A 14,509-nucleotide genomic window follows, 5' to 3' on the forward strand; every position below is an offset into this window, starting at 1 on the left:
AAAACCGTACTGGATAAAGATGAAAACTATTGAACTCGACGAAGAACTTTATCGCTATATTGCCAGCCATACGCAACACATTGGTGAGAGCGCGTCCGATATTTTACGGCGCATGCTGAAGTTTACGGCTGGTCAGCCGGTACCGAATTTACCTACCAATAATGAGGCTGCGAAAACAGTCACCGCGCCAGCACCGCGAGATAAGGTCCGTGCTGTTCGCGAATTATTACTGTCTGATGAATATGCGGAGCAAAATAGGGCGGTTAACCGCTTTATGTTAGTGCTGTCAACATTATATACCTTGGATGCACAGGCATTTGCTGAGGCAACTGAATCATTACATGGCCGTACTCGGGTATATTTTGCCGGTGACCAACAGACCTTGTTACAAAACGGGACGCATACTAAGCCCAAACACGTTCCTGGTACGCCATACTGGGTTATCACCAATACCAATACCGAGCGTAAACGCAGCATGGTGCAACATATTATGCTGACAATGCAGTTCCCGCCGGATTTGGCTGAGAAAGTGTGCGGAACTATCTGATTTCATTTAACTATCCTCTTTTATCTTTGATGGTTTTTTGCACCATCAAGGGTAAAAGTGCAAGCATATAGGGAGTCGTGACTTTGGCTAATCACCCTCGTGCTGGGCAAGCTGCTCAGCAAAGCGATTTGATTAATGTTGCTCAGCTCACATCGCAATATTATGTATTGCAGCCTGAGGCTGAAAACCCAGCCCATGCGGTTAAGTTTGGCACTTCAGGTCACCGCGGCAGCGCGGCACGTCACAGTTTTAATGAAGCCCATATTTTGGCTATTGCTCAGGCAATCGCGGAAGTTCGTCACGAGAACGGTATTACCGGCCCGTGCTATGTGGGTAAAGATACTCATGCACTGTCTGAGCCCGCCTTTATTTCGGTATTGGAAGTGCTGACGGCGAATGGTGTGGATGTTGTTGTTCAACAAGACAATGGTTTCACCCCGACGCCGGCTATTTCACATGCCATTCTTTGCTATAACGCGCAGGGCAAAAACGTTGCTGATGGTATTGTCATTACACCATCACACAATCCACCCGAAGATGGTGGTATTAAATACAATCCGCCAAATGGTGGCCCAGCGGATACCAACCTGACGTCAGTCATTGAAAAACGTGCAAATGAATTACTCCGCCTGAAATTAAGCGGTGTTAAACGTCAGACATTGGATAAAGCTTGGAAAGGCAATCACCTGCGTGAGCAGGATTTGATTCAGCCCTATGTCGAAGGTTTAGTTGATGTGGTGGATATTCCCGCCATTCAAAAAGCGGGTCTGAAGTTGGGTGTTGATCCCCTCGGCGGTTCTGGTATTGCCTATTGGCAACGTATTGGCGAACACTATAAGTTGGATCTGACACTGGTCAATGATTCTATCGATCAGACTTTCCGCTTTATGCATCTGGATCATGATGGCGTGATCCGCATGGACTGCTCATCAGAATCAGCAATGGCAGGCTTGTTAGCTCTGCGCGATAAATTTGATTTAGCCTTTGCCAATGATCCCGACTATGACCGCCACGGCATTGTCACTCCTATCGGGTTAATGAATCCCAATCATTATTTAGCAGTATCAATCAATTATCTGTTCCAACATCGTCCACAATGGGGTGCTGATGTGGCTGTCGGTAAGACACTGGTATCCAGTGCGATGATTGATAGAGTGGTTGCGGATTTAGGCCGTAAGCTGGTGGAAGTTCCCGTCGGATTCAAATGGTTTGTCGATGGGTTACACGACGGCAGTTTTGGTTTTGGTGGTGAAGAGAGTGCCGGGGCATCTTTCCTGCGCTTTAATGGTAAGCCTTGGTCGACAGATAAAGATGGCATTATCATGTGCTTGTTAGCGGCTGAAATCACGGCAGTAACCGGCAAAAACCCACAACATCATTATGATGATTTAGCGAAGCGTTTTGGTGCGCCGAGCTATAACCGTATTCAGGCTCCAGCAACGCAGGCACAGAAAAATGCTTTGTCGAAGTTGTCACCTGAAATGGTCAAAGCCAACACACTGGCAGGTGATCCTATTACTGCTCGCTTGACTACGGCACCGGGCAACGGCGCGTCAATTGGTGGGTTGAAAGTGATGACTGATAACGGTTGGTTTGCTGCCCGTCCATCAGGCACTGAAGAGGCTTATAAAATTTACTGTGAGAGCTTCCTTGGTGCGGAACATCGCGAAAAGATAGAGCAAGAAGCGGTCGATATTGTCAGTGATGTACTCGCGGGTAAGTAGTTATTGCCAGTAAGAAATAGCGCCGGTATGGCGCTATTTCTTCGGCATCAGTTGAAATCGTCACTGTGCAAACAATCTTATTGTGATTAATGATTTATAGCCGCAATTTTATTAGAAAAATAATCTTGAGTATTATTATCGTGTTTGAGATATATACTATTTTCTTGCGAAATATCTTTTGGTGAAAAATAAGAAATAGCGAATGTAATTTGAGATATATCGGGAATATTATCGCACGAATGGAGATGTTGATTTTTATGCGCTGATACTCGTTGGTCATTTTTAACCTTGAGCACATCTACAAGTTTTGTTCCTTTCAATTTCTCAAGATCAGGCATTTGGTTAGAAAAACCTATTGATAAATCAGTCCGATAAAAATCACCTAAATCATTTTTAGTCGCCAGTTGAGAAAGTGCTTTTTCAGGGGTATTAGCGTATTGTTTTACCATAATATCGAGCAGTTTTTTTTGGCGTTTCTTATCATTTTCACTGCCATGCTTGAGATAAGATTTTGTTTGTAAATTTTTAACTTTATAACCATTTTTAGAGTATTGATCTTTGATGATAATAATTAAGTTATCACTTTTTTCTTCGTCGCCTGAGATAACCAAGTGATTACCATAGCGTTCGAAATTTAATTGATGGAAAAAACGGTCAAGAATACTAATAGTATTTTCTTCACCACTATGCTCATTAATTAAATTAATCCCATCCGACGGAGAGAATCCGTACAAGTCATCACCCTCGCCACCTGCTAAATAATCGTTATTTCTTCCACCTATAATAAGGTCGTTACCTTTTCCACCATATATATTATCATTACCACATCCTTGATATTCTGCTGCATAAAGGCCCAAACCGTCAGCATCTCCCTGTAATTCATCGTCACCATCACCTCCATCTAGATAATCATCACCATCCCCTCCTGCTAATCCATCATCACCTGCACCACCGACTAAAACATCATTACCATTTTGGCCAAACAAGGAATCAAAAGAATCATGACCAAAGATAATGTCGTTACCATCACCCCCTGCTAAATTGTCATTTTTATCACCGCCAATAATAGTGTTGTTGCCTTTCCCTCCGGTGACACCATTTCTAATATATTTCTCTCCTAATAATCTCTCATTATCATTTAGGATGACTTCTTTTAAAGGAATAGTATTAGAGATTATATTTTGTGCAGAGATATAGGGTAAATCTTTTCTCGTTAGGAAGAGATATTTGTTGGGACCGTCGTAAACATTTTTCTCTTTGTAAGGTTCTTTTAACGTCAAGAATAACTCATTTTCAACACCATTTTTTTCACGCAATATTATAGAGTTTATAATTAAATTTTTGTTTTTAACGACTTCGTAATGTTTTTCGGATAAAACGTTTTTATCACTATCTAATATTGTTACTATCAGTTCTGAATTTGAGTAGTGAAAGAATACGTTATCGAGAGATAGGTTATCTAAATAAATGGTTTTTTTATCTCGATATATACTCAATGGATCTGTTGGTGGGGTGAATTTTATATTTGCATTGGTTTTTATTGCGATCAAAATGATTTCCTTTTATTTGATTGTTAGCGGGTGTACTCCTGTTGTAATTTATCTGTATTATTATTTTTAATAAACTTAAATAGCATTATTATTGTTTCTTTAATTAATCATAGTTATAATCCCACTCTATTTATTTGCAACTATTGACAAACTATTCTTCTTAATTATAGACCATGGCAAGTCTATTAGGTAAGTTATGAGAGTATATATCACTTTCTGATAATGGCAGTATTGCTTTGGGGGCATCTTTAGGTGCGAATGATGAGAGCGCCTCAGAGATATAGGTTATATCAGGTAAATTTTCAGAAAAATCACTGGGGTTATCCTTGTAAGTATTAGCTAGTATATTATTTTGGGTAGTAAGTTCAGCAATAAGTTTATTTCCTGTCTCATCCTCAATATCTTTCATGTTATTTTTATTAAATACATCAGGCAATACAACAGTGAAGTGACGACCTGAGTCGGAATGAGCTGTTGTCATTTCTAGTTCTTTGAGAGCACTGTCAGGATCTTTTGTCACTAACTCATACAGTAACGAATGAAAGTCATCCCTATTTATTTTACTATTGTATTGAGAATATGACTGCGTCTTTATATATTTGACTTTATAACCATCAGCAGAAAATTGATCTTTAATAATGACTGTTAAGCGACTACCGATCTTTTTACTTGAAATGACTAAGTGTTGACCGTAGCGTTCAAATTTTAATTCATGGAAATGATAGTCAGTAATGGCAATGATATCTTCTCCACCACTGTGTTCAACTATCATATTAATTCCATCATTGTCTGAAAATATATATAAATCATCGCCTGCCCCTCCAGCTAAATAATCATTATTTTTTTGCCCTTGGATGAGATCATCACCTTTCCCACCAAATATTCGATCATTTCCCCGTCCATTCACCTCGGCTGCAAAGTAGCCAAAAGCTTCAGCATCACCGTGTAGCTCATCATTGCCATCGCCGCCATAAAGAATGTCGTCACCCGGGCCACCAGCCAGCCCATCGTCACCTTCACCCCCCACTAAAAGGTCATTACCTTCCTCGCCAAATAAAGAGTCATTCCCTTTCTTACCAATTATGGTGTCGTTACCCAGTAGCCCGGATATATTGTCATTCAGGTCACCGCCAATAATGATATCATCCCGTGAACTACCTAAAATAGCATTTCTACCTTTCTCACCTACTAAAATATTATTATCTTCATCATTCAGTTTTATCACTTTCTCGCCATTGACAGTTAAATAATTTTTTGGAGTATTCTCTGCAAAAGAAATATTAACAATATCTTTTACTAAATAAAGCTCCAGATATTCCATGTTAATATTAACATATTTTCTTGAGGGGGTATCTGTAGGCATACTATTATCCGTGCGTAAAATTAATTCTTGCCTCTCTCCATTAACATCAGAAATCGTCACTGATTTAACACGAAGAATACCATTCCTATATATATTATGATGCAGCCAGCGATGATAGACTCGATGACTATTATTTAATGTATTGATGATAAGTGTTGATTTTGAATGCCGAAAAAAAACTTTCCCAGCAGATGAATTTGGTAATAATATAGAATAATTTACTTTTTGTGTTTTTACTGCTCCTTTGCTCATATTAACTCCCTTTATTGAATAAGCGGTTGTTTTTATATTAAGGTGAGAACCTTTTTATGTGAAATTTAATAAAATTATAATTTCTTATTGTTAATTAATGAACGGAACATAATCATAAAGACAAGAGTATTATACTCTGTCTTTATTTTATATTTTATTATTACCAGAAACAGTATTACCCTAAGGCTACCATCAGTGCACCCGCTGTAATCAATGCCACACCTAACCCTGCGACCAGCGATATTTTTTCACCAAACAGGATAAAAGCTAGAATGACGGCGAAAACGACACTGAGTTTATCAATAGGAGCGACTTGCGAGACATTGCCATTTTTAATCGCCATAAAGTAAAACAACCAGGACAATGCCCCTGCGACACCACTAAGCACCACAAATAGCAGCGCTTTTTTATCCGCGAGTACGGCACCGACTAGGTTAAATTTCCCCTGAACCACGACGACTCCGACCAAAAATAGCGCCATCACCACAGCACGTACGGCGGTTGCTGTGTTGGCATCTAAATGTTGCAGACCGATTTTGCCGAAGATGGCGACTAGCGAAGCGGTGAGGGCAGACAGCAGGGCATATATCAACCAAGTGCTCATAATAAATAAGACCTATTATCATTAAAAGTCTGATGCTACTCCGCCGAACTGTTTTTTCCTAGTCTGAATGTGAAATCTTATGGCGAATAAATCGTTATGGAATAAAGCGATAACCTACGCCGGTCTCGGTTAATAAGTGTTTAGGGCGGGTGGGGTCGGTTTCTAATTTTTGGCGTAAGTGGCCCATATAAATGCGTAGATAATGGCTGTGTTCGACATAATTTGGCCCCCAAACTTGGTTGAGTAACTGGCGTTGGGTAATCACTTTACCTGTATTGGCGATTAATGCAGAAAGTAGGCGGAATTCAATCGGTGTCAGGTGAAGATTTTCACCGGCCCGAGTCACCTGACGGTTAATCAGGTCCACGCTAATATCAGCAAAATTCACCAACGGACTTTCTTGGCTCCCCCCACTATGGCGGCGTAAGGCAACACGCACTCGCGCTAATAATTCGCTGATGCCAAAGGGTTTACTCAGATAATCATCCGCACCAGCATCCAGTGCTGCGACTTTATCTTCTTCACTATTACGTGCTGATAACACAATAATTGGGATGGCGCTCCACTGGCGAAGGTCCTGAATATAACTGAGCCCATCACCATCTGGCAGGCCCAAATCTAAAATAATCAGGTCTGGTTTGCGAGTACCGGCCTCAATTAGGCCCCGTTGCAACGTATCGCTCTCAAATACTCGCCAGCCCTCGCTCTCCAGCGCAATGCGTACAAAGCGACGGATCTCTTTTTCATCTTCAACAATCAGGATGTTAGCCGGGGATATAATTAACACTCCTCTCAATCAATATTTTCACCATCAATGTCAGGTGCTTTCTCCAGCGGCAACATAAAGTGGAAGCTGGCACCGCCTGCTGAGTTTTGTTCGACCCAAATACGACCATCGTGTACATCAATAATGGCACGGCAAATGGCTAAACCCAAGCCCACCCCCGGAATGGCTGACTCTTTGTTGCCACGGGAGAATTTGTCGAAAATAAGTTGCTCTTGCCCTAAGGGAACGCCGGGGCCATTATCCCAGACTTCCACATGCAACCATTCATCTTCAACGGTTGCTCTAATCCCCAGCAAGGCATCAAAACCGGCGTATTTATGGGCATTCTCCAACAGATTAATAAACACGCGCTCTAATAGGCTACCATCACAGTTAATCAGTACCATTTCATCTGGCAGCTCGACATTGATGTGGTGATGATTGAGAGCCGTTTCCAACATATTTAATGCGCTACCGACAATTTCTTCGAGCGATTGCCACTCTTTGCGCAGATTAAATCCGCCTGACTGGATACGTGCCATATCTAATAAGTTATTGACCAGCCGGGTGGTACTTAAAACTTGCTGACGGATTTGGTTAGCTTGTGGGGCGTGTCGCGAACCTTCGGCAGCCAGATCCAGCGTCAGGATTTCTGCTTGACCGAATAGCACCGTCAGCGGTGTGCGTAGGTCGTGGGAGAGGGCAGCCAGTAGTGAATTACGCAATTGCTCCCGTTCAGCATCCAGTTTGGCCAGTTCAGCACTGCGAGCCAGATGTAGCCTTTCCAGCGCGTTGGCAATCAGGTTGGTAAAAGTTTGCAGTAAACGCTGCTGTTCCGGCACCATTAATTGGCGTAGGTTCGCCGGTTCAATCGCCAGCACTCCGAAAGTTTGCTTGGATGCGGTCAGCGGCAGTAATTGATAAGGTACGCCCGGCAGCGTATCAGTCCCCGCGCCAGCAGGCGCGCCTTTATCGAAACTCCAACGAGCAATGGCTTCGTCAACGGAAAGGGCGCCGCCTTCATCAGTGGCAACTTGTTGCAAACGCCCATCCTCCTGTGGCAATAGCAAGTCAGTTTTAGCCTGAAAGCTACTGGAAAGAAAATGGCGGCTGGTTTTGGCAATATCTGCTGGCGTCAGGGCACGGCTCAATCCTCGCGACATCTCATATAAATGCCGGGCGCGCTGTTCGCGATAGCGGGCAATTCGGGCCTGATAGCGCACGCCAGCGGTCAAATTCCCCACCACGATGCCAACAATTAACATCACACCGAAAGTCACCAGATACTGCACATCCGTGACCGCCAATGACCAATGTGGTTGGACAAAAAACAGATCGAAACTGGCGACATTGATCACTGCCGCCAATACGGAAGGCCAGCGGCCATAAAATAGCGCAATAATAACCACACCCAGCAAGTAAACCATCACCAGATTTGCCTGATCGAAACCGGGTATAAGCCACTGCGATAATACCGTGATCAGCGCGCACAAGCCGATGGCGGCAATACAACCGCGTAATTGCATACGCCACTTTTCAGTGAATGCTCGAGAGTCGGTTTCTTTTGCTACATTGGGTGAGTTGTCTCCCTCTAAGGCAATAATCACTAAATCGAGGTCTGGCCCCAGCTTGCCCAAACGATCGGCAAAACTGCCGCGCAATTTCCACTGTTTCTCTGCCCGGCGACCAATAATAATTTTACCCAGATTATGTTCACGAGCATAACGCAACACCGCCTGTTCCTCACTGGGTTCGGAGAGTGTGGCAGTTTCAGCTCCCAGTTCTTGGGCCAACTTAAGGGTACGCAAAATGGCACGGCGTTTGGCTTCGGGCAAGCCATGCAGCCGTGGTGTTTCAACATAGACGGCGTGCCAGATACAGCCCAAACGCGCAGCTAACCGAGCCGCGGTACGGACTAATTTTTCGTTACCACTGTTATGCCCGATACATAAAAGGATGGCATCGCGGGTATGCCAGACTCGCTCTCGGCCCTGCGTGTCACGGAAGGCACGCATCTGGTCATCAACCCGATCAGCAGTGCGGCGTAGCGCCAGCTCGCGCAAGGCGATTAAATTACCTTTACGGAAGAAATGTTCAATCGCCCGTTCTGCCTGCCCCGAGATATACACTTTGCCCTCATTCAGGCGCTGGCGTAGGTCATCTGGGGGCAGGTCGACCAAGACCACTTCCGTGGCGGCATCAAACATATGGTCGGGGACCGTTTCCCGCACTCGGATTCCGGTGATACCGCCGACCACATCGTTTAGGCTTTCCAAATGCTGCACATTGACCGTAGTCAGCACATCAATCCCGGCGTCTAGCAGTTCTTCCACATCTTGCCAGCGTTTGGGGTGGCGTGAGCCTTGAGCATTGCTGTGTGCCAGCTCATCCATCAAGATCAGCGCCGGATGACGGGCCAGTGCAGCATCTAAATCAAACTCGCGTACCTGACGGCTGCGGTGGTGAATACGTTTTGGTGGTAGGATTGCCAGCCCGTCTAGCAGGGCGGCAGTTTCATTTCGCCCATGGGTTTCTACCACCCCAACCAACACATCTAGCCCTTGAGCACGCAGGCGCTGCGCCTCTTGCAGCATGGCGTAGGTTTTACCCACCCCGGCACAAGCCCCAAAGAAGACTTTCAATCGACCACGGGATTTTTCATTCGCCACCGCAAGTAGGCTATCGGGATTTGGGCGGGTTGGTTCTGCATCCACCATGATCTGTCCTTAAGGTTTTGCCGGGGCCGCCGGTACTGTCACGTGACTTTGGGCATTCAGCGCCATATTGAGTTTCAGCACATTGACGACGGATTCACCGAAGAAATTGGGCACTGACCTTTGCACGTTTTCATCAATTAATTGTTTCACTTCAGACAACGGCATCTGGCGTATGTCCGCAATGCGAGGGGCCTGATAGTAAGCCGCTTCCAGTGAAATGCTGGGATCCAGACCACTGCCGGAGGCGGTGACCAGATCAACCGGTACCGGGCCAGTTTGTGTCGGATTTGCCTGACGCTGTAACTTAACGCGTTCACTGATGGCTTGATCCAGTGCCGGATTACTGATAGCCAAATTGCTGCCACCGGAGGCCATTGGATTATAAGGCATATCTGCCGTGACCGACGGACGACCGACAAAATAACCCGGTTGAGTAAAGTTTTGCCCCAACAAGGCTGAACCGACCACTTCATCACCCAGCATGACCCGTGAACCATTAGCTTGCTGAGAAAACATCAATTTTGCCAGCCCAGTGGTCAGCAGAGGATAAGCTATCCCGGTGATAAGTGTCAGTAATATCAGTAAAACCAATGCTGGCCGGAAATATGAAATAGGGGTTATCGATGACATGGTTATTGCCTCTATGTTGTTTATCTTGCGACTAACTCGCCATCAGGGCAGTCAGCACCAGATCGATCAATTTAATACCGACAAACGGCACCAGTAAGCCACCCAAACCGTAAATCCACAGATTACGGCGCAGCAGGGCCGCAGCGCTCATTGCCTTATAACTGACCCCTTTTAAGGCCAGGGGGATCAGGAACACAATCACCAATGCGTTAAAGATAACTGCCGACAAAATAGCAGAAGCCGGAGAGTGCAACTGCATCACATTCAGGGCATTGAGTTGTGGGTAAGTAGCAGCAAAAGCGGCTGGAATAATGGCAAAATATTTTGCAACGTCATTGGCGATGCTGAAGGTTGTTAGCGAGCCTCGGGTCATCAGCATTTGTTTACCAATATGCACCACTTCAATCAGTTTGGTGGGGTTGGAGTCCAAATCCACCATATTGCCCGCCTCCTTCGCTGCTTGCGTCCCTGAGTTCATCGCTACCGCTACATCTGCTTGAGCCAGTGCTGGAGCATCGTTGGTGCCATCGCCAGTCATCGCGACCAAACGGCCTTCTGCCTGATATTGACGAATCAGCGCCAGTTTTGCCTCCGGTGTCGCTTCAGCCAGAAAATCATCAACGCCCGCTTCAGCCGCAATAGCCGCTGCGGTGAGGCGGTTGTCACCGGTGATCATCACGGTTTTAATCCCCATTTTGCGCAGTTCTGCAAAACGTTCTTTAATGCCTCCCTTCACGATATCTTTTAGGGCAACCACCCCCAAAACGCGTGGCCCGTCAGCCACCACAAGAGGCGTTCCTCCCGTACGAGCGACACTTTCTACGGCATCTTCTACCGCTCGTGGGAAGTGGCCCTGATTAGATTCCACATGGCGACGGATGGCATCAACCGCACCTTTGCGGATCATTCGATCCTGTACATTAACGCCGCTCATGCGTGTTTGTGCAGAGAAGGGCACAAAGGTGGCATTCAGGCTGTGCAAGTCCCGTTCACGCAAATTAAAACGTTGTTTAGCCAGAACCACAATACTGCGGCCCTCCGGTGTTTCATCCGCCAGAGAAGAGAGTTGTGCGGCATCTGCCAGTTGTTGTTCGGTGACTCCGGGGGCGGGCAAAAATTCGGACGCTTGGCGGTTACCTAATGTGATGGTGCCGGTTTTATCCAGAAGTAACACATCGACGTCACCGGCGGCCTCAACGGCGCGTCCGCTGGTGGCTATTACATTGGCCCCTAACATGCGGCTCATACCGGCGACTCCGATGGCTGATAATAAACCGCCGATGGTCGTTGGGATGAGGCAAACTAACAGCGCGACCAGCACGGTAATAGTGACGGGGATACCCGCCTGGTTAGCCTCAACACTGAAAATTGAAAATGGGTACAAGGTGGCGGTTGCCAGTAAAAAGACGATGGTTAACGCCACCAATAAAATGGTCAGGGCCACTTCGTTGGGGGTTTTGCGCCGTTTGGCGCCTTCAACCATGGCGATCATTCGGTCAAGGAATGTTTCGCCGGGGTTTACACTGCACTCAACGACCAACCAGTCTGATAACACACGGGTGCCGCCAGTTACAGAGGAGAAATCGCCGCCTGATTCGCGGATAACCGGTGCAGATTCGCCGGTAATGGCGCTTTCATCCACGGATGCGCCCCCCTCTAAAACTTCACCATCGCAAGGCACGGTGTCGCCAGCTTCAATCAGGACTAAATCCCCTTTACGCAGGCTATCGGCAGAGACTTTCTCTTGCGGTGCGTCAACGCGAGCTTCTGACAGTTTTTTGGCCCAACTGGTTTTTTTCACCCCCCGCAGACTTTCAGCCTGCGCTTTGCTACGCCCTTCGGCCAGCGCTTCGGCAAAGTTGGCAAACAGCACAGTAAACCACAACCACAGGGAAACACTGCCGGTAAATAGGGCGCTGCCGGTAGTTTGCCCACTTAAAATGGCCAACCAAATTAAGGTGGTTAGCCCACTGCCTAAATACACTACGAACATCACCGGATTGCGCCACTGGACACGCGGATCCAGTTTTTTCACGGCATCAAACAGTGCCGTACGCACTAGTGCGGGTTCAAAGATTGCGCGTTGTTTGCGAGTCATCATTATTCTCTCAGCGAGTTAACCAAATTTGCAGATGTTCAGCCACCGGACCTAAGGCTAAGGCAGGGATAAAGGTCAATGCACCGACCAACAGCACCGTGCCGACAAGTAAGCCGATAAACAGCGGGCCGGAGGTTGGCAGTGTGCCGTTGCCTGCCGGTTGGCGTTTTTTCGCGACCAGTGAGCTGGCGATAGCCAACACCGGCAGAATGACCCCGAACCGCCCCAAGAACATCGCCGCAGCCAGTAGCAGGTTATAAAACGGCGTATTGACACTTAGGCCCGCAAAGGCGCTACCGTTATTGTTTGCCGCCGAGGAGAGGGCGTAGAGCACTTCACTAAAACCATGTGCGCCGGGATTCAAGATCCCCGCCCGCCCAGCATCGGTACACAGTGCCAGTGCCGTACCAATCAGTACGACAGTCGGTGTCACCAAAATGGCTAACGCAGTCATTTTCATGTCAAAGACATCGATTTTTTTGCCCAGATATTCTGGCGTCCGGCCAATCATCAGCCCGGCAATAAAGACGGTCAGTAGCACGAACAGCAACATGCCGTACAAACCCGAACCGACACCACCAAACACCACTTCACCTATTTGCATCAACCACATTGGCACCATGCCACCCAAGGCAGTAAAGGAGTCGTGCATGGCGTTTACTGCCCCGCAAGAGGCCGCCGTAGTGACCACGGCATACATGCTGGTGGCCAGAATGCCAAAGCGAGACTCTTTGCCTTCCATATTGATATTGCTGTCGGCACCCAACTGGGTTAAATGCGGATTACCGGCCAACTCGGCGAACATCACCACCACTACAGCCACGACAAAAATCAGTGACATCGCCCAAATAAGTGCATGCCCTTGGCGGTTATCCCCCACCACCTGACCAAAGGCAAAACACAGCGCGCAGGGGATCAGGAAAATGGCCAGCATTTGTACAAAGTTGCTAAAGGCAGTTGGATTTTCAAAAGGATGAGCCGAGTTGGCACCAAAGAAGCCCCCCCCGTTTGTTCCCAACATCTTGATGGCTTCCTGCGATGCAACCGGCCCCATGGGTAAGGTCTGTTTTACGCCTTCCAATGTGGTGATATGCAGATAACCGTCCAGGTTCTGTAGTACACCCTGACTGACAAAAATCAGCGCGATAAGCAGCGCAATGGGTAATAGGACATATAAAGTGATGCGAACCAAATCTACCCAGGCATTACCCAAGGTGGCAGCAGAATGACGAGCAAAAGCGCGGATCAATGCAAAAGCAACGGCAATCCCGGTGGCGGCTGACAGAAAGTTTTGCACGGTGAGGCCGACCATTTGGCTGAGATAACTGAGGGTATTTTCGCCGCTATAAGCCTGCCAATTAGTATTGGTGACAAAACTCACTGCTGTATTGAGTGCCAGATGCCATGACATCCCCGGCATATTTTCCGGGTTCAAAGGCAATGAACCTTGAGCCATTAACAGTGTGAATAGCAGCACAATGCCCAGCAAGTTGAAGCAGAGAAGAGCCATCGCATATTGCCAGCCATTCATTTCTTCATTTTTTACACCACTACAACACCATAAACCGGCCTCGATTTTTTGCAGTGGTCTGAAAGATTCGCCCTCAATCAGGCGCGCTAAAAAGTGCCCCAATGGGCGGGACAGCACCAACAACACCAGCATGAAACTGGCGATAAGCAGAAATCCTGACGCCGCCATTTAAAAGTCCTCCGCGTTAAATAAGGCATAGACCAAATAGCCCAGAAGCAGCAGAACCAGCAGCGCACCACCCAAGATGCTGAAACTCACGATATACCTCCACAGCGCTCATTTTTGATAAACCAGTTTTTGTTAACAGCAGCTTAGGAATTTGTAAGAAAAGTTCTTGATAAAAAAGCATGGGGGGGCGTAAAAAAAGTATAAAAACGGTCAAAAAATGAACAGTAAATGCGTGTAAATTAGTCAGTGGCACTGTGTGTTATCAAAGGGGGATGTTTTCTGACTACATTGCCAGCCTGCTAAATACATCCAGTTTTCTTATTCACAAAAGAATGCAACTCAGGCGCAACAAATTTAGAGTCTTAATTAACTTCGATGTAACAAAATTACAGGATTGATGTTTTTTTTCGCTTTTTTATGTGATGTAGTGGTCGGATGAGTGGTAAAGTTTCAATCAATGCGGTAAAATTTTGTCCAATTTCCAATTTTGTTTATTTTACTTTCAACGCCAGTCTGTTAATCGGTTCACTGTTTATTCGGGTTAACAGCGCACAAAGGC

The 14,509-nt window shown here is 46.3% G+C and carries 11 protein-coding genes; 2 read left to right on the forward strand and 9 right to left on the reverse strand.

Annotated features, from left to right (window positions below; genetic code table 11):
* The first annotated feature begins 19 nt into the window (after positions 1-19).
* Both seqA and pgm read left to right on the forward strand, forming a co-directional pair.
* Positions 20-547, forward strand: a complete 528-nt coding sequence (gene seqA / locus HUZ92_RS11575) for a replication initiation negative regulator SeqA (RefSeq protein WP_050098906.1) — start codon at positions 20-22, stop codon at positions 545-547.
* Between the two features lie 83 nt (positions 548-630).
* On the forward strand, positions 631-2,271 hold the full coding sequence (pgm, locus tag HUZ92_RS11580) for a phosphoglucomutase (alpha-D-glucose-1,6-bisphosphate-dependent) (RefSeq protein ID WP_050099234.1): 1,641 nt from the start codon (positions 631-633) through the stop codon (positions 2,269-2,271).
* Positions 2,272-2,357: 86 nt separating this feature from the next.
* Here the strand turns inward: pgm and HUZ92_RS11585 are convergent, their stop codons facing one another.
* From HUZ92_RS11585 to HUZ92_RS11625, 9 genes are all read right to left on the reverse strand, one after another.
* On the reverse strand, positions 2,358-3,821 hold the full coding sequence (locus HUZ92_RS11585) for a calcium-binding protein (RefSeq protein WP_235896982.1): 1,464 nt from the start codon (positions 3,819-3,821) through the stop codon (positions 2,358-2,360).
* A 160-nt stretch (positions 3,822-3,981) separates the two neighbouring features.
* Positions 3,982-5,436 (reverse strand): calcium-binding protein, encoded by a 1,455-nt coding sequence (locus HUZ92_RS11590; RefSeq protein ID WP_145579605.1) that lies wholly within the window; start codon positions 5,434-5,436, stop codon positions 3,982-3,984.
* 175 nt (positions 5,437-5,611) lie between these two features.
* Complete coding sequence (locus HUZ92_RS11595) at positions 5,612-6,040, reverse strand: EamA family transporter (RefSeq protein ID WP_004875614.1); 429 nt, start codon at positions 6,038-6,040, stop codon at positions 5,612-5,614.
* A gap of 94 nt (positions 6,041-6,134) precedes the next feature.
* Positions 6,135-6,827: a two-component system response regulator KdpE gene (gene kdpE / locus HUZ92_RS11600; RefSeq protein WP_050098905.1), complete on the reverse strand. Its 693-nt coding sequence runs from the start codon at positions 6,825-6,827 to the stop codon at positions 6,135-6,137.
* Positions 6,828-6,832: 5 nt separating this feature from the next.
* The gene (gene kdpD, locus HUZ92_RS11605; protein ID WP_050098903.1) at positions 6,833-9,523 is read right to left on the reverse strand and encodes a two-component system sensor histidine kinase KdpD; all 2,691 of its coding nucleotides are present in this window, start codon (positions 9,521-9,523) and stop codon (positions 6,833-6,835) included.
* Between the two features lie 9 nt (positions 9,524-9,532).
* Complete coding sequence (kdpC, locus tag HUZ92_RS11610) at positions 9,533-10,153, reverse strand: potassium-transporting ATPase subunit KdpC (RefSeq protein WP_164908375.1); 621 nt, start codon at positions 10,151-10,153, stop codon at positions 9,533-9,535.
* A 31-nt stretch (positions 10,154-10,184) separates the two neighbouring features.
* Positions 10,185-12,251 (reverse strand): potassium-transporting ATPase subunit KdpB, encoded by a 2,067-nt coding sequence (gene kdpB / locus HUZ92_RS11615; protein ID WP_050295428.1) that lies wholly within the window; start codon positions 12,249-12,251, stop codon positions 10,185-10,187.
* Positions 12,252-12,261: 10 nt separating this feature from the next.
* Complete coding sequence (kdpA, locus tag HUZ92_RS11620) at positions 12,262-13,950, reverse strand: potassium-transporting ATPase subunit KdpA (RefSeq protein WP_145579606.1); 1,689 nt, start codon at positions 13,948-13,950, stop codon at positions 12,262-12,264.
* Positions 13,951-14,040 (reverse strand): K(+)-transporting ATPase subunit F, encoded by a 90-nt coding sequence (locus HUZ92_RS11625; protein WP_032814743.1) that lies wholly within the window; start codon positions 14,038-14,040, stop codon positions 13,951-13,953.
* Positions 14,041-14,509 lie beyond the last annotated feature (469 nt).

The sequence above is a fragment of the Yersinia vastinensis genome (assembly GCF_902726565.1).
Classification (GTDB): Bacteria; Pseudomonadota; Gammaproteobacteria; order Enterobacterales; family Enterobacteriaceae; genus Yersinia; species Yersinia vastinensis.